General features: G+C 73.9%; 20 protein-coding genes and 1 pseudogene. 11 read left to right on the top strand and 10 right to left on the bottom strand.

What is annotated here, in order from left to right; genetic code table 11:
* Positions 1 to 2: 2 nt before the first annotated feature.
* The 8 genes from AC2TEW_RS23855 to AC2TEW_RS23820 all read right to left on the bottom strand — a co-directional run bounded on the left by AC2TEW_RS23855 (position 3) and on the right by AC2TEW_RS23820 (position 9,851).
* Positions 3 to 818, bottom strand: a complete 816-nt coding sequence (locus AC2TEW_RS23855; protein WP_484625376.1) for a polysaccharide deacetylase family protein — start codon at positions 816 to 818, stop codon at positions 3 to 5.
* Complete coding sequence (locus AC2TEW_RS23850) at positions 815 to 1,783, bottom strand: glycosyltransferase family 2 protein (RefSeq protein ID WP_484625375.1); 969 nt, start codon at positions 1,781 to 1,783, stop codon at positions 815 to 817. Before AC2TEW_RS23850 ends, AC2TEW_RS23855 begins: the two co-directional genes overlap by 4 nt.
* Positions 1,780 to 3,162, bottom strand: coding sequence for a lipopolysaccharide biosynthesis protein (locus tag AC2TEW_RS23845; protein WP_484625374.1), 1,383 nt, complete (start codon positions 3,160 to 3,162; stop codon positions 1,780 to 1,782). The genes AC2TEW_RS23850 and AC2TEW_RS23845 overlap by 4 nt, the downstream gene beginning before the upstream one ends.
* Positions 3,159 to 4,400: a glycosyltransferase family 2 protein gene (locus AC2TEW_RS23840; protein ID WP_484625373.1), complete on the bottom strand. Its 1,242-nt coding sequence runs from the start codon at positions 4,398 to 4,400 to the stop codon at positions 3,159 to 3,161. Before AC2TEW_RS23840 ends, AC2TEW_RS23845 begins: the two co-directional genes overlap by 4 nt.
* Before the next feature lie 6 nt (positions 4,401 to 4,406).
* Positions 4,407 to 5,720, bottom strand: a complete 1,314-nt coding sequence (locus tag AC2TEW_RS23835) for a glycosyltransferase family 2 protein (RefSeq protein ID WP_484625372.1) — start codon at positions 5,718 to 5,720, stop codon at positions 4,407 to 4,409.
* Positions 5,717 to 6,547 carry a glycosyltransferase family 2 protein gene (locus tag AC2TEW_RS23830; RefSeq protein ID WP_484625371.1) on the bottom strand — a complete coding sequence of 277 codons (831 nt, stop codon included), beginning with the start codon at positions 6,545 to 6,547 and terminating at the stop codon, positions 5,717 to 5,719. The genes AC2TEW_RS23835 and AC2TEW_RS23830 overlap by 4 nt, the downstream gene beginning before the upstream one ends.
* Before the next feature lie 365 nt (positions 6,548 to 6,912).
* Positions 6,913 to 9,048 (bottom strand): putative bifunctional diguanylate cyclase/phosphodiesterase, encoded by a 2,136-nt coding sequence (locus tag AC2TEW_RS23825; RefSeq protein ID WP_484625370.1) that lies wholly within the window; start codon positions 9,046 to 9,048, stop codon positions 6,913 to 6,915.
* Positions 9,045 to 9,851, bottom strand: coding sequence for an SAM-dependent methyltransferase (locus AC2TEW_RS23820; protein WP_484625369.1), 807 nt, complete (start codon positions 9,849 to 9,851; stop codon positions 9,045 to 9,047). The genes AC2TEW_RS23825 and AC2TEW_RS23820 overlap by 4 nt, the downstream gene beginning before the upstream one ends.
* A 170-nt stretch (positions 9,852 to 10,021) precedes the next feature.
* On the opposite strand from AC2TEW_RS23820, the gene AC2TEW_RS23815 reads away from it, so the two are divergent.
* Together AC2TEW_RS23815 and AC2TEW_RS23810 are read left to right on the top strand one after the other, a co-directional pair.
* The gene (locus AC2TEW_RS23815; protein ID WP_484625368.1) at positions 10,022 to 11,788 is read left to right on the top strand and encodes a glycoside hydrolase family 15 protein; all 1,767 of its coding nucleotides are present in this window, start codon (positions 10,022 to 10,024) and stop codon (positions 11,786 to 11,788) included.
* 66 nt (positions 11,789 to 11,854) lie between these two features.
* Positions 11,855 to 13,057, top strand: a complete 1,203-nt coding sequence (locus tag AC2TEW_RS23810) for a winged helix DNA-binding domain-containing protein (protein WP_484625367.1) — start codon at positions 11,855 to 11,857, stop codon at positions 13,055 to 13,057.
* Between the two features lie 126 nt (positions 13,058 to 13,183).
* Here the strand turns inward: AC2TEW_RS23810 and AC2TEW_RS23805 are convergent, their stop codons facing one another.
* Positions 13,184 to 13,948 carry a GntR family transcriptional regulator gene (locus AC2TEW_RS23805; RefSeq protein ID WP_484625366.1) on the bottom strand — a complete coding sequence of 255 codons (765 nt, stop codon included), beginning with the start codon at positions 13,946 to 13,948 and terminating at the stop codon, positions 13,184 to 13,186.
* Between the two features lie 98 nt (positions 13,949 to 14,046).
* Between AC2TEW_RS23805 and AC2TEW_RS23800 the strand changes: the two genes are divergently transcribed.
* On the top strand, positions 14,047 to 14,283 hold the full coding sequence (locus AC2TEW_RS23800) for a hypothetical protein (RefSeq protein ID WP_484625365.1): 237 nt from the start codon (positions 14,047 to 14,049) through the stop codon (positions 14,281 to 14,283).
* 52 nt (positions 14,284 to 14,335) lie between these two features.
* Positions 14,336 to 14,593, top strand: a complete 258-nt coding sequence (locus AC2TEW_RS23795) for a hypothetical protein (protein WP_484625364.1) — start codon at positions 14,336 to 14,338, stop codon at positions 14,591 to 14,593.
* 366 nt (positions 14,594 to 14,959) lie between these two features.
* Here the strand turns inward: AC2TEW_RS23795 and AC2TEW_RS23790 are convergent, their stop codons facing one another.
* The gene (locus AC2TEW_RS23790; protein ID WP_484625363.1) at positions 14,960 to 15,628 is read right to left on the bottom strand and encodes an antibiotic biosynthesis monooxygenase; all 669 of its coding nucleotides are present in this window, start codon (positions 15,626 to 15,628) and stop codon (positions 14,960 to 14,962) included.
* 300 nt (positions 15,629 to 15,928) lie between these two features.
* Here AC2TEW_RS23790 and AC2TEW_RS23785 point away from each other — a divergent pair, with 300 nt between their 5' ends.
* The 7 genes and pseudogenes from AC2TEW_RS23785 (at position 15,929) to AC2TEW_RS23755 (ending at position 25,351) form a co-directional block, all read left to right on the top strand.
* Positions 15,929 to 17,113, top strand: a complete 1,185-nt coding sequence (locus AC2TEW_RS23785) for an aminotransferase class I/II-fold pyridoxal phosphate-dependent enzyme (protein WP_484625362.1) — start codon at positions 15,929 to 15,931, stop codon at positions 17,111 to 17,113.
* A 67-nt stretch (positions 17,114 to 17,180) separates the two neighbouring features.
* Positions 17,181 to 18,254 (top strand): annotated as a pseudogene (egtA, locus tag AC2TEW_RS23780) (ergothioneine biosynthesis glutamate--cysteine ligase EgtA); the annotation flags it as partial.
* A gap of 881 nt (positions 18,255 to 19,135) precedes the next feature.
* Positions 19,136 to 20,428 carry an ergothioneine biosynthesis protein EgtB gene (gene egtB / locus AC2TEW_RS23775; RefSeq protein ID WP_484625430.1) on the top strand — a complete coding sequence of 431 codons (1,293 nt, stop codon included), beginning with the start codon at positions 19,136 to 19,138 and terminating at the stop codon, positions 20,426 to 20,428.
* A complete protein-coding gene (egtC, locus tag AC2TEW_RS23770) occupies positions 20,428 to 21,180 on the top strand; it encodes an ergothioneine biosynthesis protein EgtC (protein WP_484625361.1) in 753 nt (250 codons plus the stop codon). Before egtB ends, egtC begins: the two co-directional genes overlap by 1 nt.
* Positions 21,181 to 21,313: 133 nt before the next feature.
* Positions 21,314 to 22,285, top strand: coding sequence for an L-histidine N(alpha)-methyltransferase (egtD, locus tag AC2TEW_RS23765; protein ID WP_484625360.1), 972 nt, complete (start codon positions 21,314 to 21,316; stop codon positions 22,283 to 22,285).
* Positions 22,286 to 22,441: 156 nt separating this feature from the next.
* Positions 22,442 to 23,863, top strand: coding sequence for a sugar porter family MFS transporter (locus tag AC2TEW_RS23760; RefSeq protein ID WP_484625359.1), 1,422 nt, complete (start codon positions 22,442 to 22,444; stop codon positions 23,861 to 23,863).
* Positions 23,864 to 24,061: 198 nt separating this feature from the next.
* Positions 24,062 to 25,351: a nitric oxide synthase oxygenase gene (locus AC2TEW_RS23755; RefSeq protein WP_484625429.1), complete on the top strand. Its 1,290-nt coding sequence runs from the start codon at positions 24,062 to 24,064 to the stop codon at positions 25,349 to 25,351.
* The last annotated feature ends 5 nt before the right edge of the window (positions 25,352 to 25,356 follow it).

Here is a 25,356-nt window from a genome sequence, read left to right as displayed (position 1 = left end):
GGTCAGGACTCCTGCGGCGGGCCGCCGACGGGGCTGCCGATCGCGGCCCGCAGCCGCCGGTAGGCACGCCACCCCCGGGTGTACAGGCTCTCCGGCACCGGCCCGGTCACGGGCCCGCGGCCCATGGTCCAATCCTCGAACACAGCGGGCGGGGTGTCGTCGCGAACCATCAGCCGGCAGATCCGCATCGGGTCGTCGGCGGCCGAGCTGAACTTGTTCTCGACCGCGGTCGCCGAGGTCCAGCCGGCCTGCCGGACCCGGCAGCGCACCGCCGGGCTGGAGTACCCGTGCGGGTAGGCGAACGCCGTGACCTCGTGCCCGAGCACGTCCTCCAGCACGCGCTTGGAGCCGACCACCTCGTCGGCGCACTTCTGGGCCGGCACGGTGTCCAGCTGGGCGTGGGTCTGGGAGTGGCCGCCGATCTCGACGCCGAGCGCGTCGAGGGTGTTGACCTGGCGCCAGTTGAGCATCTGCGCGGGCGGCAGCAGGCTGCCGGTACCGCGGCCGCCGGGCGGGTGGATGGCCCCGACCGTGACGTAGAGGGTGGCCGACAGCCCGAGGTCGGAGAGGATCGGCGCGACCGTCCAGTAGAAGTCGGCGAAGCCGTCGTCGAAGGTCAGCACGGCGACCCTGGGCGGCAGCGGCGGCCCGCCGTGCATCGCGGCGACCAGCCGCCGCAGCGGCACCACGGACAGCCCGCTGTCGATGATCCGCTCGATCTGCTCGCGGAACACCCTCGGCGTCACCGTGTAGGGGGCGATCCAGCCGGGCGGGTCGTCCGAGACGGAGTGCCACAGGAAGACGGGGACCGGGATCATGACGGGCTCCTCACCGATCGCCTTGCGGAACCGGTGGATCCGGCAAGGAAGCTGTGTGCCCGGCCCGAGGTGTAGCCGAGCACCGTGATGCCGACGCCCGCGCAGAGCGTGCCGGCGGTACGGAACTCGGCGCGCAGCAGGCTGCGCAGGACGGCCGCGGGGACGGTGCGCCGCAGGTAGCGGCGTTCGTCCGCGAGCGCGGGCCGGGTGCCCGCGTGCTGCGCGACCAGGGCCTTGGAGCGGCCCTCGGCGTAGCAGCGGGCCCGGAAGTAGGACCAGGTGGTGCGGGTGGGCGGTACGTGGTGGCGGACCCTGGCGGCGGGCTCGAAGCGCAGTTCCGCGTGCGGGTCGCGGGCGGCGAGCCGCAGGCACAGTTCGGTCTCCTCGCAGCCGAGCGGCTTGGTGCCGACCCGGCCGAGGTCCTGCCGGAAGCCGCCCGCGGCGAGCATGTCCGAGCGGCGGAAGGACATGTTGGCGCCGGTGAAGTTGCGGACCGGGGCCGGGGCGCCCGGCGACCCGTGGTAGGTGCAGCCGACCACCCAGTCGAACTCCGGCGGGAACCAGCCGGGGCGGCCGGTCTCCCACCAGGGGTCGACCAGGCCGCCGACCCCGACCACCGCGGGGTCCCGGTAGCCGGCCAGCAGCCGCCGGGTCCACTGCGGGTCGGCCACCGCGTCGTCGTCGAGGAAGGCGACCACCTCGCCGGCGGCCGCGGCGACGCCGGTGTTCCGGGCGCCGGACAGGCCCTTGCGGTGGGTGTTGGGGACGACCCGGGCCTGCGGGAGTTCCCGTTCGGCGCGCCGGGCCAGCTCCGGGCAGTGGTCGGTGACCAGCAGGAGTTCGGCCGGCGGCAGTTGCTGGGCCTGCACCGAGGCGACGGCCGCACGGATGTCGGCCCACCGGTCGAGGGTGTAGGCGCAGATCACCACGGACAGGGTCGGGGCGTCGGGGCGTCGGGTGCTCATGTCGGCCTCCGGTCGGGTGCGGGCAGCCAGCGCGGGAGGGCGACCAGCAGCGGCAGGGCGAGGGCGGTCCCGGCGATCAGCCAGGCGAGGCCGACCCCGGTCAGCCCGAACGCGGGCAGCAGGACGGCGACCAGGCCGATCACCAGGACCGCGAAGGTGGACTGCAGGGCGATCAGCCAGCGCAGCGCCCGCCGGACCCGGCAGACGTCGATGGCGACGCTCAGGACGACGTTGGGCAGCGCCGAGAGCACCATCAGGCGCAGCACGGTGGTGCCGTTCTCGGAGTAGCCGGGGCCGAACAGCTTGAGGATCCAGGGGGCCGCGGCGATCACCAGGGCCACCGCGGCCAGCAGCAGCAGGCCGGTGTGGCGCAGCATCCGGCGGGCGTGCTCGGCGAGCCGCTCGGGTGACCTGGCGGCCTCGACGATCAGCGAACTGCCCATGCTGAACGCGGCGACGTACAGAGTGTCGGCGATGATCCAGGCCAGCGAGTAGAAGGCGTTCTGCTCGGCGCCGAGCTGGTTGAGCACCATCAGCGGCACGATGCTGAACGCGGCCATGCTGGAGAGGTTGCCCAGGTAGTCGGCCATCGCGTAGCGGGCCACCCGGCGGGGTGCGGGCGCGCCGGTCCGGTCGGCCCGGTGCTGTTCGGGCACGGCCCGGCGGAACAGCACCACGTTGGTCACCACGATCGCCACGACCAGGGCCACCGACCAGGACACCAGGATGCCGGTGCCGATCGCGAGGACCGCGCACAGCGCCAGCACCCCGGTCTTGGCGACCGCGAACAGCGCGTTCTCGCCGAGCACCCAGCCGGTGCGGCGCAGGCCGGTGAGCGCACCGTCCTGGAGGACGAAGACCGAGTACCCGGCCGTGGCGGCGACGAAGGCCGCCGCCAGCACGGGGTCGCGCAGGAACGTCAGGCCCGGCGCGATCCACGGGATCAGCAGCAGGAACACCACGGCGGCCAAGGCGCTGGCGCCGGCGCTGACGGCGTAGCACCGCAGCACCAGGCGCCGGGTGTGCCGGCCGGCCCGGGGGACGAACCGCACCAGGACGTTGCCGAGGTTGAAGCTGCCGAGCGCGGAGAGCAGGGTGGCCGCCGAGAGGGCGGCGTAGCTACGGCCGACCGCCTCGGCCGAGTACCAGCGGGTGGCGAAGATCCAGAACAGCGATCCCAGCGCCGCCGCCAGGACCGTGCTGGCCACCAGCATGTGCCCGTTGCGCAGCAGCGGCTCACCCGAGTGGACCTTGCGCGCGGACCGGACCCGGGCCCGGACCAGGGTGAGGTACGAGCACTCGCAGGGCAGCGGTTCGGGGCAGGAGCACGGACGGGCGGCCCGGGAGGAGCCGGCGTGGGCGCTGAGACCGGCGGTCACGACGGTTCGCCACCCCGGATGCCGCGCTGCTGCCAGCGGCTCAGCAGGTAGTTGGGGGGTCCGCAGACCAGGCCGCGGATCTCGGTGCGGCCGAGCGGCGCGGGGCTGCGGCCGCCGTCGCGGGCGGACCGTTCCCGGCTGCGCCGCACCATGTCGGCGGCGCACCGCGGGGCGTACCGGAACAGGGTGGCCAGCAGCCGGGGGCGCTGGGCGAGCACCGCGGTCAGGTAGGCGCCGAAGCCGACGCCGAAGCCGAAGATCTGGGAGTGCAGGCCGTCCATGGTCCGGCGGTGGCGGTGCCAGACGATGGCGTCCGGCTGGTAGGCGACGGTGTGGCCGCCCTCCAGGACGTGGAAGAAGGCCAGCAGGTCCTCGCCGCCGCGGGTGCGGGTGCCGGCGCCGGTCGCGGTGTCGAATCCGCCGAGGCGGCGCAGCAGGTCGGTGCGGAAGGCCATGTTGGCGCCGGTGCCGAAGCCGCCGACGCGCAGCGCCAGCAGCGGGTCGGCGCTCTGCGCCTGCGACCAGCTGCGGGCGGTGAAGCCCTTGGTGTAGCCGCCGAAGCGTTCGAACGCGGCCTGGGCCTCGGTGTCCAGCTCGGCCGGCAGGACCAGTCCGGTGACGCAGCCGATCCGCTCGTCGGAGCGGAAGGCCGCCACCATCGCGGACACCCAGCCGGGGTCGGCCAGCGCGTCGTCGTCGGTGAAGGCGACCAGCTCGCCGCGGGCGGCGGCCAGGCCGCGGTTGCGGGCCCGGGCGAGGCCCGGGACCGGCTCGCGCAGGTAGCGGATCCGGTCCCGGTAGCGGGTGCGGATCAGCAGCTCGGTGGTGTCGTCGGCCGGCGCGTTGTCGACCACGATCACCTCGACCCGCGGGTGGACGGTGCGCAGCAGCGTGTCCAGGCACGGCTCCAGCAGGTCCTCGCGGTCGCGGGTGCAGACGATCACGCTGACGGCCACCTGGCCGGTGCGGACGGCGGACGGCGCCTGCGGCCGGTCCGCCGCCCGCAGCTGGCTCCGGGCGGCCCGGGCGACGGCCCGGGGCAGCGCCGCCGGGTCGCCGGCCGTGCCGATGGCGGTGACCAGCCCGAGCGGGTGGCCGTGCCGGCGGACCAGGGCCAGCACCCGCCCGGACGGCACCGGGCGCAGCCCGCCCGGGGTCCGCAGCTCGTCCGGCCTCTCGAGGTCCAGCTCGACCACCTGGGTCGGGGCGGCGACCGGCTGGAAGGTGGGTGTAGTCATCACGGGCTACTCTCCGGTCCGGACACCGCGCTGGTGCCAGACGCTCGACAGGTAGCAGAAGGGGCCGTACATCAGGCCGCGGAACTCCAGGCGGCCCAGGCCCGCCATCGCGCCGGCGGCGGGGGCGCCCTGGGTGCGGGTGCGGCGGGCAACCTGCCAGCGCCACACTCCGCGGGGCAGGTAGCGGACGATGCCGGCGAGGACCCCGGGCTGGTGCGAGACGGCGGCCGCCAGGTAGGCGCCGAAGCCGACGCCGAAGTTGAAGACCTGCCTGGTCAGCGCGTCCATGGTGCGCGGGTGGGGGTGCCAGACGATGGCGTCGGGCTGGTAGGCGACGGTGTGGCCGCCGCCCAGGACCCGGAAGAACGCCAGCAGTTCCTCGCCGCCGCGGGCGGCGGTGCCGGCGCCGGTCGCGGTGTCGAATCCGCCGAGGCGGCGCAGCAGGTCGGTGCGGAAGGCCATGTTGGCGCCCGATCCGAACCGGCCGACCGAGAACCGGACCAGCGGGTCCTCGGGCCGCTCGCGCAGCGACCAGCTGCGGGCGGTGAAGCCCCGGGCGTAGCCGCCGTACTCCTCGAGGGCGACCTGGGCCTCGGTGTCCAGCTCGGCGGGCATCACCAGGCCGGTGACGCAGCCGATCCGGTCGTCCGAGCGGAACGCCTCGGCCAGCGCGGACACCCACCCGGCGTCGACCACCAGGTCGTCGTCGGCGAAGGCGACCAGCTCGCCGCGGGCGGCGGCCAGGCCCCAGTTGCGGGCCCGGGCCAGGCCCGCCACCGGCTCGCGCAGGTAGCGGACCCGGCCCGGGTAGCGGGAGCGGACCAGTTCCTCGGTCGCGTCGTCGTCCGGCGCGTTGTCGACCACGATCACCTCGACCCGCGGGTGGGCGGTGCGCAGCAGCGAGTCCAGCGCCCGCGGGAGCAGGTGCGGACGGTTGCGGGTGCACACCACCACGCTGACCGTCACCGGTTCGGTGGCCGGGCGGACGCGGCGGGTGCGGTCGGGCAGGGTTCCCCGGGTCGCCGTGGAGAGCGAGGGGACGTGCAGTTCGCGATGAGCGGCATCGACCAGCGCCCGGCACAGTGCGGCGGGGGCGCCGGCTGTTCCGGTGGCGGTGACCAGGCCGAGCGGGTGTCCGTGCAGTCGCACCAACGCCAACACGCGGCCGTCCGGGTCGGCCGGTCCGAGACCGCCGGGTGAGCGCAGCTCACCGGGCTCGTCCAGGTCCAGTTCGACTACCCGGACGGGGGTGTAGAGCGAGTCGCGGGCGGCAAGGCAGGGGCAGGCAGCTGCGGTGCGCCGGTCGGAGCCATTCATCATCGCTCCCCTGCGGAGGCGGGCGTCGCCGCCCTGGCGCCGGGACGTTCGGCGATCAGGGTGCGCAGCACCCGCTTGCCGTCGGAGACGGCGTGCAGGTGCGAGCGCCCGTTTCGGCGGGGGAGTTCGAGGCTCGGGACCTCGGCGAGGCGGAGGCCCGAGCGGAGGGCGTGCGCGACCATCTCGGCCTCGATCTCGAAGCCGGAGGAGCGCAGGTCGAGTTCGTCCAGGAAGCTGCGCCGGAAGGCGCAGAAGCCGTAGCAGAGGTCGGTGAGGTGGGCGCCGTAGAGCCGGTTGACCACGGCGAGCAGCGCCCGGTTGCCGAGCGACCTGACCCGGGTGAAGTCCAGCGAGCCGCCGCCGGCGATGCAGCGCGAGCCCTTGACGAAGTCGTAGCCGTTGGCGAGGAAGTGCAGGTAGTGCGGAATCTCACCGGGCCACATCGAGCCGTCGGCGTCCATCATCACGATGAACTCGCCCTCGGCGGCCGCGAAGCCGGTGCGCAGCGCGTTGCCCTTGCCGGGCCCGATCTGGTCCACGTGGCGGACGGACGGCAGGCAGTGCTTGGCCATCGAGACGGTGGCGTCGCTGGAGTCGCCGTCGACCAGGATCACCTCGTCGACGCAGCGCGGAATCTGCTCGAACACCCAGGGGATGTTGCGGGCCTCGTTGTGCGCGGGGACGACCAGGCTGACGCTGTGCGCGGTGGAGAAGTCGGTCGCCCGGCGCATGGGTGGCCGTACCGTGGCACGGTCGCCGGCGCGGCGCATCGGACGGCCGTCGCGGTCGGGGTACGGGAGAACGTTGTCAGGAGGCAGCGTGGTGCTCATCGCGGGCAGTCCCTAAGAAGGCCACCGGGCACGCAGAGGCCCGGCACGCGGATACCTGGCGGGGCACGGAGGGCCCCGAACGGGGAACGGAGACGGGTCGCGGCGCTGAGGACTGCTTCGTAGAACTCCCCCGAAGCCCCTCACAGGAGCGCCAGCCGGTCTCGGGCGCCGAAGCGCCGACACGGACAGCAACTGGCGAAATGTACGTCCGCCGTGAGGCGGTGCCAGAGCCCCATCACATCAGCACCGGTGCGGCACGTCAAGGGGAAATGTCCGGTTTTCATAAGATTGCCGGGTATCGACCACTCTCGGTCACCACCCCAGGGCACCCCACGGCCGCCCGCCGAACCGGCCGGGGCCGGCCCTCAGTTCTCGCGGACGAAGTCCGCCGCGGGAAGGTTGACCTCGGCGATCCGGCGGGCGATCTCCCCCGGCCGCACCGGGCGGCCGAAGTGCCAGCCCTGCGCCCAGTCGCAGCCCATCAGCCGCAGCCGCTCCGCGTCCGCCCGGCTCTCCACGCCTTCGGCGGTGACGGTCAGCCCGAGCGTGTGGGCGAGCGAGACCAGGCCGCTGACGATCCGCCAGCCCAGGTGGGTGTCCTTGGCCGGGTCGTGCAGGTCGCCGACGAACGACCCGGCGATCTTCAGTCCGGAGACCGGCAGGTCGCGCAGGTACGCCAGGTTGGACCAGCCGGTGCCGAAGTCGTCGACGGCGAGCGAGACGCCCATGTCGACCACCGCGTGCAGCGCCTTCAGCGCCTCGTCCTCGGGCCCGACCACGGTCGACTCGGTGATCTCCAGCTGCAGCATCGCCGGGTCGAGCCCGGTGCCGCGCAGGATCCGCTCGATGTCCCCGACCAGACCGGCGTTGCGGGCCTGACGCACCGCCAGGTTGACGCTCAGCTTGGGCGCCCGCTCGCCGAACCTGGCCACCCAGTCGGCGGCCTGACCGCAGGACTGCTCCATCACCCAGCGCCCGAGCGGCATGATCAGGCCGGTCTCCTCGGCCACCCCGACGAACTCCTCCGGGCCCAGCACACCGAGCTGCGGGTGGCGCCAGCGCACCAGCGCCTCGACCGCGACCAGCGAGCCGGAGGCCAGGTCGACCATCGGCTGGTAGTCGATGAAGAACTCGCCCCGGTCCAGCGCCGAGGGCATCCGCACCGACACCGCGTAGCGGCTGACCGCCCGGGCGTTCTCCTTCGGGTCGAACAGCGTCCACCGGCCGCGGCCGGCCTCCTTGGCCCGGTACAGGGTGAGATCGGCGGCGCGCACCGCCGCCCCCGGCGTGGTGGTGGCGATCCGCCGCTCCAGCACGCCGACGCTGGCGCCGACGGCCAGCTTGTGGTCGCCGATCAGCACCGGCTTGGCCAGCGCGGCGAGCACCGTCTTGGCGGCGGCGACCGCCTCCTGCTCACCCCGGCAGTTCTCCAGCAGCACCACGAACTCGTCGCCGCCGAGCCGGGCGACCATGTGCCCGAGCGGGGTGAGGGCGGCGTCCAGCCGGGCCGCGACCGCGGTCAGCAGCTGATCGCCCATGTCGTGGCCCAGGCTGTCGTTGACCACCTTGAAGCCGTCCAGGTCGACGTAGCACAGGCCGAACCGGGCACCGGGCTCCGGGTCCTCGAACAGGTCCTCCAGGCGCTCGAAGAAGGCCGCCCGGTTGGGCAGCCCGGTCAGCGGGTCGTGGGTGGCCTGGTGGCGCAGCCGCTCCTGCAGCCGGTAGCGGTCGGTGATGTCCTCCAGCATCGCCACCTGGTACTGCGGGGCGCCCTCGTCGTCGCGGATCAGCGACACCGTCAGGTGGGTCCACACCACCTCGCCGTCGTGCCGGTAGTACGGCTTGTCGAACTGGAAGTAGTCCCGCTTGCCGCTGATCAGCTCCTCGTACGCCTCCCAGACGCCCGGGGTGTCCTCGGGGTGCACCAGGTCGTTCACCCGGCGGCCGCGCATGTCCTCGGGGCCGGCGCCGAAGATCTCCTGCAGCGCCCGGTTGACGGCCAGGATGTTGCCCTCGGTGTCGCCGAGGCCGATCCCGATCGCGGCGCTCTCGAACAGCGCGCGGAACCGGGCCTCGGAGGAGCGCAGCGCCCGCTCGACCTCCTGCCGGGCGGTGTCCGCCGCCAGCCGGATGGCCTCCTGCTCGCGCAGCGTCCGCTCGCGCAGCGCCGCCGCCCAGCCGGCCGCGAAGGCGCCGCACAGGGCCGGGCCGCGCCCGTCGCGGACCGGGTACCGCTGGAGCAGGACCACCGCGTCGGCGAGCACCACCGGGTCGGTGAAGTGCGAGTCGACCAGCATCGCGCCGGCCTGTTCGGCGAGCCGGGCGTCGAACTCCTCGTCCTGCCGGGCACGGTGCAGCAGGTCGGCGCTGCGGCCGGCCAGCCGGCTCAGGGTGCCGGGGTGGACGGCGCTGCCGTGGCCCGCCCGCAGCAGCCGCGCCCAGGCGTCGTGGAACTCCGTCGCGCTGCCGTCGGGGTCGTCCTGCGACAGCCCCTCGCTCACGGCAGGCGTCCGACGCCGGCCGCGCCGGTCATCCGCTCGGGGTGGGCGCCGACCGCCTCCGGCCGGTCCGGCCGCCACTCGGGGAGGAAGACGACCCCCGGCTCCAGCAGCTCGAAGCCCTCGAAGAACCCGGTGATCCGCTCCAGGGAACGCATGGTCAGCGGCGTCGGGGTGCGCTTGTACAGGTCCTGGTGGGAGCCGGCCTGGTCGGGGCGGCCCTCCAGCGAGGCGTGGCAGATCACCAGGGCACTGCCGGGCGGGAGGGCGTCCCGCAGCCGGGCGACCAGCTTCTCCGGCTCGTCCTCGTCCTTGATGAAGTGCAGGACCGCCACCAGCAGCAGCACCACCGGCTCCCCCGGGGCGAGCAGCTCCGCCACCTCGGGCCGGGACAGCAGGTCGGGGACGTCCCGCAGGTCGGCCTCGACCACCGAGCAGAGCTCGTCGTCCTTGAGGATCAGCCGGCTGTGCGCGACCGCCACCGGGTCGTGGTCGACGTACACCACCCGGGCCTCGGGGCGGATCGCCCGGGCGATCTCGTGCACCGGGCCGAAGGTGGGGATGCCCGAGCCGATGTCCAGGAAGCGGGTGTAGCCCTGCTCGGCGAGGTACTCGACCGAACGGCGCAGGAAGGCCCGGTTGGCCCGCATGATCTGCGGAAGGTCGGGCCAGAGCTCCATGGCCTTGCGGGCCATCTCACGGTCGGCCTCGAAGTTGTGCGAGCCGCCCAGGTAGTAGTCGTAGACCCGGGCCGCGTTGGGCTTGTCGAGATCCGTTCCGGCGGGCACCCAGTTCGGTCGCCGCATCACGGCACCCCTTCCGCAAGGGAAAAAGACAACAGGCCATAAAGATCTTCCTATCATCCGATCTTCTTTGCAAGTGGAGTCCTCCGCTTCGGCGCGTCGCACCCGCACCACCCGCACCACCGGCGGCCCGTACCCGGCGCGCGGCGCCCACCCGGCGGACAATGGGGGCAATGGCCGGACGCATCGAGGACTACGCCCTCATCGGTGACCTCCAGACCGCCGCCCTGGTGGGCAGGGACGGTTCGGTCGACTGGCTCTGCCTGCCCCGGTTCGACTCCCCCGCCTGCTTCGCCGGACTCCTCGGCGACGCCCGGCACGGCGCCTGGCGGCTCGCCCCGGCGGCCGGCGGCGACTGCACCGCCCGCCGCTACCGCCCGGACAGCCTGGTCCTGGAGACCGACTGGGAGACCCCCCAAGGCGCGGTACGCGTCACCGACTTCATGCCGCACCGGGACCGCGTCCCCCAGCTCATCCGGATCGTCGAGGGCCTGCGCGGCACCGTCCCGGTCCGCGCCGAACTGCGGCTGCGCTTCAACCACGGCCGGGTCGCCCCCTGGGTCCGGCGCACCGAACGCCACCGGGTCGCCGTCGCCGGCCCCGACTCCGCCTGGCTCCGGGTCCCGCCCGGGGTGCACACCTTCGGCCAGGACGGGGCCACCCTCTCGGAGTTCACCGTACGGGCCGGCGAACAGGTGCCGTTCGTCCTCACCTGGCAGCCCTCCCACCAGCACACCCCGCCCCGCACCGACCCCGCGCAGGCACTGGAACGGACCGTCTCCGGCTGGCACGACTGGGCGGCCAGCTGCCGCTACACCGGCGAGTGGCGGGAGGCCGTGCTGCGCTCCCTGATCACCCTCAAGGCCCTCGCCTACGAACCCACCGGCGGCATCGTCGCCGCCCCCACCGCGTCCCTGCCCGAACAGATCGGCGGCGAACGCAACTGGGACTACCGCTTCTGCTGGCTGCGGGACTCCAGCATGACCCTGGCCGCCCTGCTGCGCAGCGGGTTCCGCGAGGAGGCCGCCGCCTGGCGCAAGTGGCTGCTGCGGGCCATCGCCGGCGACCCCGGCGACCTGCAGACGGTGTACGGCGTGGCCGGCGAGCGCGGACTGCCCGAGACGGTCGCCGGCTGGCTCCCCGGCTACCGCGGCTCCACCCCGGTCCGGTTCGGCAACGCCGCCGTGCACCAGCTCCAACTCGACGTCTACGGCGAGGTGGTGGACACCCTGCACCTCGCCCTGCTGGCCGGGATCCCGATGGAACGGCAGGTCTGGAGCCTGCTCCGGACCCTGATGAGCTACCTGGAACAGCACTGGGGCGAACCGGACGAGGGGCTCTGGGAGGTCCGGCGCGGCCGGCGCCACTTCGTCCACTCCAAGGTGATGTCCTGGGTCGCCGCCGACCGCGCCGTCCGGATGGCCGAGAGCACCGGACTGCCCGCCCCCGTCGACCGCTGGCGCGCCATGCGCGACCAGATCCACGCCGACGTCTGCGCCAACGGCTACCACCGCGGCCGCGGCGTCTTCGTCCAGCACTACGGCGGCACCGACCTGGACGCCGCCACCCTGTTCATCGTCAAGACCGGGTTCCTCCCGCCGGACGACCGCCGGGTGATCCGCACCGTGGAAGCCGTCCGCAGCGAACTGGACCACGGCGGCTTCGTCCGCCGCTACTCCACCGGACCCGACGCCGACGGCATGTCCGGCACCGAAGGCGCCTTCCTGGCCTGCTCGTTCTGGCTCGCCGACGCCCTCGCCGCGATCGGCCGCCGGGACGAGGCCCGCGAACTGTTCGCCCGGGTGGTCGCCCTCGGCAACGACCTCGGACTGCTCTCCGAACAGTGGGACCCGCTGGAGAACCTCCAACTCGGCAACACCCCACAGGCGTTCACCCATGTCGCACTGGTCAACTCGGCCTTCGTGCTGTCCGGCGCCTGACCGGGCACACTGGACCCCCGCCACCGGCCCGACGGCCCGGCCCGCACCCCCAGCCCGGAGGCCCGGATGACCACCCGCCCCCGCATCGACGACCACCAGCGCCGCGCCCGGCTCGCCGTACGCCAACTCCTGGCACCCGCGCACCGCGCCGCCACCCCGGAACAGGTCGCGGACGCCGTGGTCGCCCTGCACGCCACCGACCCGGCCACCGTCTTCCTCTCGACCGCCGCCCGGCTCGGCCCGGCACCGGGCCCCGGCCGGACCGCACCCGACCCGGTCCCCCCGCTCGAACGCGCCCTGTACGAGGACGGCACCCTGGTGCGGATGCACGGCATGCGGCACACCCTGTTCGTGGTCCCGGCCGCCCTCGCCCCCGTCGTGCAGGCGTCCACCACCCGCAAGGTCGCCGAGCGCGAACGGCGCGGGTTCACCGCCTTCGCCGCCGACGGCGGCTTCGACCAGGACTGGCTCGCCGACACCGAACACGAGGCGCTGGCCGCACTGGACCGCGCCGGCGAGGCCACCGGCGCCCAACTCGGCGCCCTGGTACCGAGGATGCGCGAGGAGATCGCGGTCGCCGTCGGAAAGCCGTACCAGGCCGTCCAGACCATCGGCACCCGGATGCTGCGGGTGCTCGGCATGGAAGGATCCATCATCCGCCGCCGCCCGGTGGGAAGTTGGACCAGCAGCCAGCACCGGTGGGCGACCCACCGGCCCTACCCGCAGCAGCCGACCGCCGACGCCCAGCGCGACCTCACCGCCCGCTGGCTCGCCGCCTACGGCCCCGCCACCGCCGAGGACCTGCGCTGGTGGACCGGCTGGGGACTGCGGGAGGTCCGCACGGCACTCACCGGCTGCGGAGCCGTCCCGGTCGACCTCTCGGACGGTCCCTCGGACGGCGAGGGCTTCGTCCTGCCCGACGACCTCGACCCGGTCCCCGAACCCGAACCCTGGGTGGCGCTGCTCCCCGCGCTCGACCCCGCGCCGATGGGCACCCGCTACCGCCACTGGTTCCTGCCCGACGAGCACCGGACCGAACTCTTCGACCGCTCCGGAAACATCGGCCCCACCGTGTGGTGGAACGGCCGGATCGTCGGCGGCTGGGCCCAGCGCGCGGACGGCTCGATCGCCTGGGAACTGCTCGGCCCCGTCGACCGGGCGGCCCGCGACGCCCTCGAGGCGGAGGCGGAACGGCTGCGCGGCTGGATCGGCGACACCCGGGTCACCCCGCGCTTCCGGACCCCGCTGGAGCGGCGGCTCTCCGCGTAGGGGCTGCGCCGGGCGGACGGCCGCGGGCCCGGCCCGCGCGGCGCGGGGCCGGGCCCGGGTGGGGGGCCAGGGGCCGGGCAGGCCGGTCAGCCGGCGGTGCCGGTGGGGGTCGGGCCGCACATCCGGTCAGGGCGTGCCGGGCTCCGGCCGGGTGCCGTACTCCGCGATCCAGCGGGAGCCCAGCAGGACGATGTCCGCCGTCTCCACCGGGCGGCCGGTGGCGCGGTCGTAGTGGGTGCGCTGGACGGCCAGCACCACCGCGCCCGGCTGGACGCCGAGCCGCTGGGCCTCCTGCCGGGTCGCCTGACGGGCACTCACCCGTTCGACCGGAAGGCCGACCTCGATGCCGATGACGGCCATCCGGTCGGCGACACCGATGCCGCCGTGCGGCCCGGCCTCGGGAAGGACGATCAGGCTGTTGCCGGTCACGGCCATCGGCTCCCAGGAGTCCGTCAGCTGGACCGGCACCCCGTCGGCCAGGTGCACGTACGCGGTGTGGACCACCGGCTCGCCGGCCGCGACGCCGAGCCGCTCGGCGACCGCCGCGTCCGCCCTCGCCGTCGCGGACTCGGAACGGCGCGAGGCGTCCACCCCTTGCTCCGCCAGCATCACTCGAACGGGTGATCCCTGACCGGGGCGTACGCGCTGATGCCGCACCAGCACCTGCGGCGCCTCCTGCGACTGGACGAAGTAGCCCGCACCGGGCCGCGCGACGACGAGGTTCTCCTCGATCAGAATCCCGTAGGCGCGCTGCGCAACGCCTCCCGAGTAGTTGAACTCCTCGGCCAGTTCACTGATCGACGGCAGGCGCTCGCCCGCGACGACACCGCCGTCCAGGATCCGGGCGCGCAGCTCGTCCGCGATGCGGAGGTACGGCGGGGTGTCCGTCACGGCGTCCTCTCTACTGCATCGGTGTGGCCTGGATGACACGGTAGCGCGAGTCGGGATACTCTATCGATACGGTTCAACCGTACTCATAGGGGAGATCGGTGCAGATCAGTGTGCGCGCGGCCGCTCTTCGGAGCGCCATCGAGCAGGCCACCGGCGAGCTGGCCCACGCGCACCCGACCGCCACCGGCCTGCGGATCACCGCATCGGTCCCCACCGACTGCGGCCCGGATCGCTGGGCCGACATCCTCAAGGCCATCACGGTGGCCGAACGCTGGGGCGCGACCGACGCCGCAGGACTGACCCAGATCTGGGCCGAGATCCAGGAGGATCCGTGAGCAGAACCCGACTCCGCCCGCCCCCGACGGACATCCGACCGGGCGTCACCCCGTGACGGCACCGCGCTGGGAACCCGACCGGTACCTGGTGGACCGTCTGCCGCCCGACACCGCCGGCCGGCTGATGTGGGGCATCCGCGACCTCCACGACGGCGGCGCCTGGGTGGAGACCGGCGGCGAACTCGAGCGGTACCCGCTGCGAAGCAGCGCCCAGCAGTGGATCCGCGCCCGCCGCTACGTGGACGAGGGGCGGCCCCGCGGCTCAGGAGAACGCCGTGGCCAAGGAGGCCGCCGCGATGGAAGGGAGTGACATGCCCGAGGAGACCAGCACCGCCGGTGCGACGGGCCCGGCGGACGCCGCCCGCACGGCGGGAACGACCACCCCGGCCGCCGGGGAGGCCCCCGTCCTGCTGACCATGGGGTACTGCGTGGACTGCGGGGACTACGTCCTGGGGCGGCCCGTCCGGGCGATCAACGACCGGGCCGAGGCCGTCGACCAGCATCGCGACTGCCCGAGGCCCATCCCGCCGAACCGCCGCCCACCGACCGGTCCCCGGCCGGTCAGCCGCCCGCCGGGGCGCCGCGCCCGGCAGCGGGCCGAGCCGGCCGCGACTGTGGACCGGCGCACCACGAACCACTGCACCCAGGAGTCAACACACCAGGACCGCAGGGCCGTTCAGGAGGGGAACAGCCAGCGGCGGAGCAGACGGGTGACCGCCGGCAGTGCGAGGTAGGTCATCAGTGCGCTGATCACGGGTGCCAGCAGCAGGGTACGGGCGACCACCGGCAGGCCCGAAAGGTGCGGTGTCAGCACCAGATTGGCGGTGACGGTGAGCGGGGCGATGGCCACGGTGGAGGCCACCATCATCTTCCAGCGGGCGGGCGGGTTGCGCCGCGCGCCCACCGACGTGGTGGCGAACCAGCCCTCCATGCCGTGGAGTTCGCGACGCGCCACCTCCACATGGTGACCGTCCGCCCGGGCGAAGCATGCCGCCCGGGCCGGGGACGCCTGCCAGTCGGTGAACGCCGCGGCATCACGGAAGTGCAGCAACAGATGCCAGGGATCCTCGGCCCCGGCCGGGCGGAGCAGTCCGGTCCCCAGATTGCCCGGGTGATCGGCCGCAGCCGCGAGAATGCCCCGCGCCCACACCTCGAAGGCCTCCTCGAACCCGGGATCGACCCGCCGGGCGACGAACAGCGTCACCTCCTCACCGGCGGCGGCCCGCTCCCCGCCCGCACCCGCACCCGCGCCCGCGCCCGGTCCGGTTCCCGTGCCCGTGCCCGTTCCCGCTCCCGCTCCCGCTCCCGCTCCCGTGACGCCGTTCAGGTCCTCCGTCGTGGTCATCCGAGTCTCATTCCTCTCCGGCGGTGGGCGGTCCACGGCCCCGTTCCGGGTGGGCCCATGGCGGGTGGCCCCGTCCCGGCGCGCAGGGTACGCGGCTGGGCCGGGCCCACGTCGCGGCCGTCCACGGATCGGAGGCCGGATCCGAGGCCGGGGTGCGCTTGGGGGGTACCCGGGGGCACGGCGCGGTGCTCGCGGGTACGGTACGCGGGTGCGGCGGGTGCGTACGGTCCGGGCCGGGTATGCCCCAGTACCGTGGGCCGCGGGCCCGCCGTGCCCAGGTGGGTACCGGGAGGAGCAGGCGTGTTCGAGGCGTTCGACCGCACCGGGACGGGCAGCAGCAAATGGGCCAGGGCCGGAGCCGGGCGGATCGCGCTGGGTCTGGCGGACATGGACCTGCCCGGCCCGCCCGCGATCGGCGCGGCACTGGCCGCCAGAGCCGGGCACCCGGCGTTCGGGTACACGGTGTGCGAGCGGGACGGCCGAGAGCTGGTGGCCGACTGGTACCGCCGCCGGCACGGGGTCACGGTCGACCCGGACTGGGTGATGCTGCTGCCCTTCGGCCCCCGGACGGCCGTGCGGCTGCTGCTGGAGGCGGCGCAGCCGCGGGGGCCGGTGGTGTTCGGCACCCCGGAGTGGGGCGGGTTCGGCCCGGTCTGCCGGGCGGCCGGACTGCCGTACCGCGAGGTTCCGCTGGCCCGGGACGAGGACGGCTACCGCCTGCCGGTGGAGGAGTTCGCCGAGCTGCGGCCGGGCGTGGTGATGGTGAGCAGCCCGCACAATCCGTCGGGCCGGCCATGGCGGGCCCAGGAGATCCGTGCCCTCGCCGAACTGGCCGAGGAGTGCGGCGGGTTGCTGCTGTCGGACGAGGTCCACGGCGATCTGCTGCACCCCGACGCGGACGCCCGGCACCCGGTCGCGGTGGCCCTCCCGGGTACGGGAGGCGGCAGCGGCGGCAGCGCCAGCGCCAGCAGTACGGTGCGGCACACCGTCACCCTCAACTCGGTCGGCAAGACGTTCAACACCTCCGGCATCCCGAGCTGCTTCGCGCTGGTGCCGGCCGCCGCGCTGCGCGAGCGGCTGACGGCGGTGATGGCCGGGTACGGGTTCTGGGAGGGCGGTCTGCTGGAACAGCTGGTCCAGCGAGCCGCGTTCAGCGAGGGCGGGGCGTGGCTGGACGGGCTGCTCGCCCACCTCGCCGCGGCCCGCGATCTGGCGGTGGAGGCGCTCGGCGACGCGGTGGTGGCGCGGCCGCAGGCTTCGTACCTGCTGTGGCTGGACGCCGCCGCCGTGGCCCGGAAAGCCGGGCTGCCGGGCCTTGCGGGAGAACACGCCAGGGCAGCGATCCTCACCGAACGTGACGTCGAACTGGCGGACGGATCCGACTTCGGCCCGGGCGGCCGCGGCTTCCTCCGGCTCAACTACGCGCTCCCGCTGGCCCGCCTGCACACCGCACTCACCCATCTGACCTGCGAAAACAGACTCTGAGCGGCGGCGATGTTTGCCCCGTTGCAGACTGAGCAGGAACAACCGGGCCGCATACCGCGAACCGAGGATGGTGAGTCCGGTGATACCTGTACGCCCCCACCCGGCAACAGCACAGCAAGAACCGCCACCCAGCGTGACCCCGCTGACCGAAGCCTCGGCCGAGGAACACCTGGCCGGGATCTGCTTCAAAATCGGGCCGCCCCGGCTGATCGGGGTCGAGACCGAGTGGTTCGTCCATGACTCCCGATGTCCGGACGTCCCGGTCGATCCGGCCCGGGCGGCCGCCGCGGTGGCGGCGCTGCCCGACCACCCCGACGGCCCGCTGCTTCCCGCGGGCGCCACCCTCACGCACGAACCCGGCGGCCAGGTCGAGCTCAGCTCCCTCCCCGCCGAGGACCCCGGCCGATGCGCCGTCGATCTGCTCCGCGACCAGGCGGCCCTGCGGGCGGCGTACGCCACCCAGGGGCTGTGTCTCACCGGCAGCGGTACCGACCCACTGGCCCGCGAGCGCCGGATGCAGCTCACCCACCCCCGGTACGTGGCGATGGAGAAGTACTTCGACCGGGCCGGGCCGTGGGGCCGGATCATGATGTGCGGCACTGCATCGGTCCAGGTCAGCGTCGACGCGGGCACCGAGCGCGGAGCGCAGTCGCTGGCGGAGCGCTGGCGGCTGGTGCACCTGCTGGGGCCGGTCCTGGTGGCGGCGTTCGCCAACTCGCCGCTCCTGGACGGCCGGCCGACCGGCTACCGCTCGACCCGGCAGATGGTGTGGTCGCGGATGGACCCGAGCCGCACCCTGGCCCCGCCGCCCGGGGGCGACCCGCGGGAAGCGTGGGCCCGGTACGTGCTGGACGCCAAGGTCCTGTGCGTCCAGCGCCCGGACGGCCAGCCGTGGACGGCGCCCACCGGGATGACTTTCCGGGACTGGCTGCGCGGCGCGGGCGACCGTCCCGCCACCCTGGCCGACCTGGACTACCACCGCACCACGCTCTTCCCGCCGGTCCGCCCGCGCGGCCACCTGGAGCTGCGGATGCTCGACGCGCAGCCCGGCGACGGCTGGCTGACGCCGCTGGCGCTGGTCAGCGCACTGCTGGACGACCCGGTGGCGGCCGACGCGGCGTTCGCGGCGTTGGAGCGGCTGTACTCGGTGGACGGCGCGAGCATTCACGCGAACGCGAATGTGAGCGGCGGCGCGAGCGGTGGCGTGAACGGCAGCGGTGGCGCTGGCGTGAGCGGTCACGCAAGCGTGAACGGGAGCGCGGGTGCGAACGATGGCGCGGGTGCGAACGGTGGCGCGCGCGTGAACGGTAGCGGTGGCGTGAATAGTGGCGATGGCGTGAACGCTGGCGCGAGTGCGAGCGATCGCGCTGACGTGAACGATCACATGACCGCAAACGTGAACGGTGACGGGAGCGCGAACGCTCACCACGCCGTGAACGGCCACCGCCCCGCGAACGCTCACGCCTACGTGAATGGTCGCACCCGCGCGAATGTCGACTTCACCGTGAACGCCCCGCGCAATGCCCTGTGGCAGCGCGCGGCGGTGCTGGGGATGTCCGACCCCGAACTGCGGCGCGCCGCTCTCGCCTGCTTCGGCGCCGCCGAGCAGGCGCTCGGCCGGGCCGCATCCCTCCGCACGGCCTCCGCCCGCGCGGACCGCTCGGACCGCTCGGACCGCGCCGCCCGCGCCGACCACGCAGCGGGCGCCGACCTAGCAGCGAGCGCCGACGGCGCCGACCTGCTGCGCGACAGGCTCACCGCCTTCGCCGAGCGCTACCCGGCGCGCGGCCGCTGCCCCGCCGACGACCAGTTGGACACCCTGCGAGCGGGCGCCCGCCCCGTACCCGAGGAGGCCGCACCGTGCTGAACACCGACCGGCCCGAGCCGACCCCCGGCACCGCCGCACGCCCCGGCACCGCCGCACGCCCCGGCGCCGCCACACCGCCCGGCGCACCCGGCACCACCGCACCCACCGCACCCGGCACCACCGCGCCCGGAAGCACCGCACCCGGCACCGCCGCGCTGCGGGAGCTGATCGCCGGTGAGCTGATCGCCGCGCGCGAGCGCACCGCGCGGCTGACCGACTGCGTCGAGGACCACGACCTGACCGCCCAGCACTCGCCGCTCATGTCGCCGCTGGTCTGGGACCTGGCCCACATCGGGAACCAGGAGGAGTTGTGGCTGCTGCGGAACGTCGCCGGCCGCGACCCGATGCATCCGGAGATCGACCCGTTGTACGACGCGTTCGAGCACCCGCGTTCCGAGCGCCCCACCCTGCCGCTGCTGCCGCCCGCCGAGGCCCGTGCCTATGCGCACGAGGTCCGCGGCCGGGTGCTCGACCTGCTGGAGGCCAGCCCGTTGGAGGGCACCCGGCTGCTCACGGACGGGTTCGCGTTCGGGCTGATCGCGCAGCACGAGCAGCAGCACGACGAGACGATGTTGATCACCCACCAGCTGCGGCGCGGCCCCGTCGCGCTGACCTCTCCCCCGCCGCCCGCCCCCGTGGGTGCCGACCGGTTGCCGCCCGAGGTCCTGGTGCCGGCCGGGCCGTTCACCATGGGGACCGACACCGAGCCGTGGGCGCTGGACAACGAACGCCCGGCGCACCAGGTGGAGTTGCCCGCCTTCCGGCTGGACACCACGCCGGTGAGCAACGCCGCCTACCAGCGGTTCATCGCGGACGGCGGCTACGACGAGCCCCGCTGGTGGACCCCCGAGGGCTGGAAGCACCGCCTGCAGGCCGGGCTGGTCGCGCCGCTGTTCTGGACCGAGGAGGGCGGCCAGTGGCTGCGCCGCCGGTTCGGCGTGGTGGAGCCGGTACCGCCGCAGGAGCCGGTGCTGCACGTCAGCTGGTACGAGGCGGACGCGTACGCGCGGTGGGCCGGGCGCAGGCTGCCGACCGAGGCGGAGTGGGAGAAGGCGGCCAGGTTCGACCCGGTGAGCGGCCGCTCCCGGCGCTTCCCGTGGGGTGACGCCGCTCCGGGCCCCGAGCACGCCAACCTCGGCCAGCGGCACCTCCAGCCCGCCCCGGTCGGCAGCTACCCCGACGGCGCGTCCGCCTTCGGCGCCCGGCAGTTGATGGGTGACGTGTGGGAGTGGACGGCCAGTGACTTCCTGCCGTACCCGGGCTTCCGGGCCTGGCCGTACCGGGAGTACTCGGAGGTGTTCTTCGGGCCGGAGTACAAGGTGCTGCGCGGCGGTTCGTTCGCGGTGGCGCCGGTCGCCTGCCGCGGCACGTTCCGCAACTGGGACTATCCGATCCGCCGCCAGATCTTCTCCGGGTTCCGTACCGCCTGTTCGGTGGAGGGCGACTGATGTGCCGCCATCTCGCCTATCTGGGGCCCGCGGTGCCGATCCGGGAGCTCGTGGTGGAGCCGCCGTTCGGGCTGTACCACCAGTCCTGGGCGCCCCGGTCGCAGCGGTACGGCACGGTGAACGTGGACGGCTTCGGGGTCGGCTGGTACGCGGACGGCGACGAGGTCCCCGCCCGGTACCGGCGGACCGGGCCGATCTGGGCCGACCCGTCCTTCGAGGACCTGGCCCGGGTGGTCCGCACCCGGGCGCTGCTGGCCGCCGTCCGCTCGGCCACCCCGGGGTGCGCGGCCGGGGAGGCGGCGGCGGCGCCGTTCGGGGCGGGGCGCTGGCTGTTCAGCCACAACGGCGCGCTGCCCGGCTGGCCCGAGCGGTACGACAAGGCCGCCGCCGCTCTGCCGCCGGCGGAACTGCTGGCGCTGGAGGCCCGCAGCGACTCGGCACTGGTGTGGGCGCTGGTGCTGCACCGGCTGCGGGCCGGGGCGCCGCCCGGTGAGGCGCTGGCCGGGACGGTGCGGACGCTGGCCGGGTACGGCCCCGACGCCCGGCTCAATCTGCTGCTGACGGACGGGGTCTCGATCGCCGCCACGGCCTGGGGGGACACGCTGTTCCACCGCGCCGGGCGCGCCGGGGAGGGTGTGCTGGTCGCCTCCGAGCCGGGCGACGACGGTCCGGGCTGGACGGCGGTGCCCGACCACTCCCTGCTGACGGCCGACGCCTCGGGGGTCAACGTGTTCCCGATCCAGCCGGGTTGACGGCGCGCCCGCCACGCGGACCGGGCGACCACGGCCCGACGGGACGGCCGCCGCGGCCGTCCCGGTGCGAAGCGGATGACGAGTGACGAGTGTTGAGACGAGTGTTGAACGACTTCCGAGAGGACGAACAGCCGTGAGCTCCTACCACCTGACCCGGCTCCTGCCCGCCGACCACTTCAGCCACGCGCTACGCCACGACGTGCAGCACGGTCTGACCGCGAGTCCCAAGACCCTGCCGCCGAAGTGGTTCTACGACGCCCGGGGCAGTGACCTGTTCGAGGAGATCACCCGGCTGCCGGAGTACTACCCGACCCGGGCGGAGCGGGAGATCCTGACCAGCCGGGCCCGTGAGATCGCCGCGATCACCCGGGCCAGGACGCTGGTGGAGCTGGGGTCCGGCTCGTCGGAGAAGACCCGGCTGCTGCTGGACGCCCTGCAGGAGCTCGGCACGCTGGAGACGTACGTGCCGGTGGACGTCAGTGAGAGCGCGCTGGACGCCGCCGGGCGCGGGCTGACCCGCGAGTACCCGGGGCTGGCGGTGCGGGCGGTGCTGTCGGACTTCACCCACGGGCTGGGCATGCCGGCCGGTGAGGGCCCGAAGCTGCTGGCGTTCCTCGGCGGGACGCTGGGGAACCTGCTGCCGCAGGAGCGGGGCGAGTTCCTGGCCGGGCTGCGCCGGCTGCTCAAGCCGGGTGACGCGCTGCTGCTGGGCACCGACCTGGTGAAGGATCCCGGGGTGCTGGTCGCGGCGTACGACGACGCGGCGGGCGTGACGGCGGAGTTCAACAAGAACGTGCTGTCCGTGCTGGACCGGGAGCTGGACGCGGACTTCGACCCGGACCTGTTCGAGCACGTGGCGGTCTGGGACCCGAAGCAGGAGTGGATCGAGATGCGGCTGCGCTCGACCCGGGCCCAGACGGTCAAGATCCGGGCGCTCGACCTGCCGGTGCACTTCGAGGAGGGCGAGGAGCTGAGGACCGAGGTGTCCGCGAAGTTCCGCCGCACCAGGATCGCGGACGAGCTGACGGCGGCCGGGCTGCGGCTGGCCGAGTGGTGGACCGACGAGCAGGGCCGGTTCGGGCTGTCGCTGGCGGTGCCGAGCTGACGCGAGCAGCTCGACCCCCGATGGCGTTCGTTCATTATTTGAACGGACGCCATCGGGCGTTGACCGGACAAATCGGGATCCTGAGTGCATGACTTGAACGATTGCGGCTACGCTCTCGGGCGGAAAGCTCAATGTTGAGTACTCGGGAGTCGAATCGTGAGCGCCCTACCCACGGCTGTGCAGCCGGAGACCCGGTCGGCCGACCGGCTCGGCTTCGTCGTCTTCATCACCGCGGCCGCCGCCCTCGGCGGCTTCCTGTTCGGCTATGACAGCTCGGTGATCAACGGTGCCGTCTCCGGCATCCAGGGCCGGTTCGCCGTCGGGGACGGCGTGACCGGGCTGATCGTCTCCTCGGCCCTGCTCGGGTCGGCACTGGGCGCGGCACTGGCCGGGCGGTTCGCCGACCGGTACGGCCGGATCCGGGTGATGAAGGTGTCGGCCGTCCTGTTCGGGGTGAGCGCGGTCGGCTCGATGCTGCCCTTCGCCGCCTGGGACCTGGCCTGCTGGCGGGTGCTGGGCGGAGCGGCGATCGGCATCGCCTCGGTGATCGCGCCGACCTACATCGCCGAGGTCGCGCCGACCCGCTACCGCGGCCGGCTGGCCTCCTTCCAGCAGGCGGCGATCGTCCTCGGCATCGCCGTCTCCCAGCTGGTCAACTGGCTGCTCGCCCGGGCCGCCGACGGCGACACCCGCGGGCAGCTGCTGGGCCTGGAGGCCTGGCAGTGGATGCTCGGCATCTGCGTGGTACCCGCCGTCGTCTACTTCGTCATGGCCGCGCTGATCCCGGAGTCGCCGCGGTTCCTGATCGCCGCCGGCCGTACCGAGGAGGCCCGTTCGGTGCTCCGCGAGATCGAGGGCGACGCGGCCGACACCGACGCCCGGATCGAGGAGATCCGCACGCTGATCGCCTCCGACCACCAGCCGCGCCTGCGGGACCTGCTCGGCGGGCGGTTCGGCCTGCTGCCGGTCGTCTGGGCCGGTATCGGGCTGTCGGTGTTCCAGCAGCTGGTGGGCATCAACGTGATCTTCTACTACTCGTCGATCCTCTGGCAGTCGGTCGGCGTGGACCAGAGCAGCTCGCTGCTGATCAGCTTCTCCAGCTCGGTCATCAACATCGTCGGCACCGTGGTCGCGATCCTGCTGGTCGACCGGATCGGCCGCAAGCCGCTGGCGCTGATCGGCTCGGCCGGCATGGCGCTCTCGCTGGCGACCGCCGCCTGGGCGTTCAGCTACGCCACCGGCAGCGGGGACGACGTCTCGGTCCCCGATCTGCAGGGCACGGTCGCGCTGGTGGCGGCCAACGCGTTCGTGCTGTTCTTCGCGATGTCCTGGGGCGTGGTGGTCTGGGTGATGCTGGGCGAGATGTTCCCGAACCGGATCCGGGCGGCCGCCCTGTCGCTCGCCGCCTCCGTCCAGTGGGTCGCCAACTGGGCGATCACGGTGAGCTTCCCGTCGCTGTCCCGGTGGAACCTGTCGGCCACGTACGCGATCTACGCGGCGTTCGCGCTGGGTTCGGCCTTCTTCGTGGCCCGGTACGTGAAGGAGACCAAGGGCGTCCGGCTGGAGGACATGGGCTGAGCCGGCCCGGCCGCCACGCCTGTCGGCGGCCGGGGGCCGGCGGTCCCGCGGGGGCGTCTGCCGGACGGCTGTCCGGGCGGGCGCCCCTCGGCACCGCACCATAGCGCCGTCGCGATCGGCGCGGGGCCCGAATCGCCCACTCGCTGCGGGCAGGAACGCGCATCCGGTAGCCATGGGGGCAGGAGGGATGTGCTCTTGATCTTCAGTCGGCTTCGTCCTCGCAAGCCCGGCCAGGCCACCGTCTGCCCCTACGCCCACCCCGGGCACGGCGCACCGGCCGGGTACGGCACCCACCTCGGCCCGGAGCCGCGTCCCGTACCGGTACCCGGGGTTCCGGGCCCGTCCGGACCGGCCGCAGGACATCCGGGGACCGCATCGGGTGCGCACGACCGGCAGGCCGTACGGGCCGAGCCGGCCGCGCAGGCCGAGGCGTTCATCCGGCAGTTCCACCACGAGCGGCCCGGTGCCGTGGGCCCCGGCCCGAGGATCCGTCAGGTGCTGGACGAGATCGACCGCACCGGGAGCTACACCCACACCGCCGAGGAGCTGGCGTTCGGGGCCCGGGTCGCCTGGCGGAACTCGGCCCGCTGCATCGGGCGGCTCTACTGGCGCAGCCTGGTCGTCCGCGACCTGCGGCACGTCACCGCGCCGGACGAGATGGCCGAGCAGTGCTTCGAGCACCTGCGGACGGCCGCCAACGGCGGGCGGATCCGGCCGGTGATCTCCGTCTTCGCGCCCGACCGGCCGGACCGCCCGGCGCCGCGGATCCTCAACCAGCAGCTGGTGCGCTACGCGGGCCACCGGCTCCCGGACGGCGGACTGCTCGGCGATCCGGCCGGCACCGAACCCGCCGATCTGGCGCTGCGGTTGGGGTGGAAGGGCGGCGAGGGACGGTTCGACGTGCTGCCGTTGCTGATCCAGCAGGGTCCGGCCGACGCACCGCACTGGTACGAGCTGCCCGACGACGCCGTGTCGGAGGTTCGGCTGAGCCACCCCGAGCACGGCTGGTTCGCCGAGCTCGGCCTGCGGTGGTACACCGTGCCGGCGATCAGCGACATGGCACTCGAGATCGGCGGGGTCCGCTACCCGGCCGCACCCTTCAACGGCTGGTACATGGGCACCGAGATCGGCGCCCGCAACCTCGCCGACGCCGACCGGTACGACATGCTGGCGACGGTCGCCGGGCGGCTCGGCCTCGACACCGGCAACGAGCGGACGCTCTGGCGGGACCGGGCGCTGGTCGAACTCAACCTGGCGGTGCTGCACTCCTTCCAGGAGGCCGGGGTGACCATCGCCGACCACCACACCGAGTCGGTGCGCTTCCTCAAGCACATCGCCCAGGAGCAGCGGCTCGGCCGGCCGACCCCGGCGGACTGGAGCTGGATCGTGCCACCCGTCTCGGGCGGACTCACGCCGGTGTACCACCGCTACTACGACCCGGTGGACCCGGAGCAGCGCCCGGCCTTCGTCACCCGGCCCGCCTGGTAGGCCGG

It is taken from the genome of Kitasatospora sp. NEAU-CNBT7 (genome assembly GCF_057220535.1).
The sequence above is the reverse complement of the archived record's forward strand: the minus strand, read 5'-3'. Positions and strand labels throughout refer to the sequence as shown.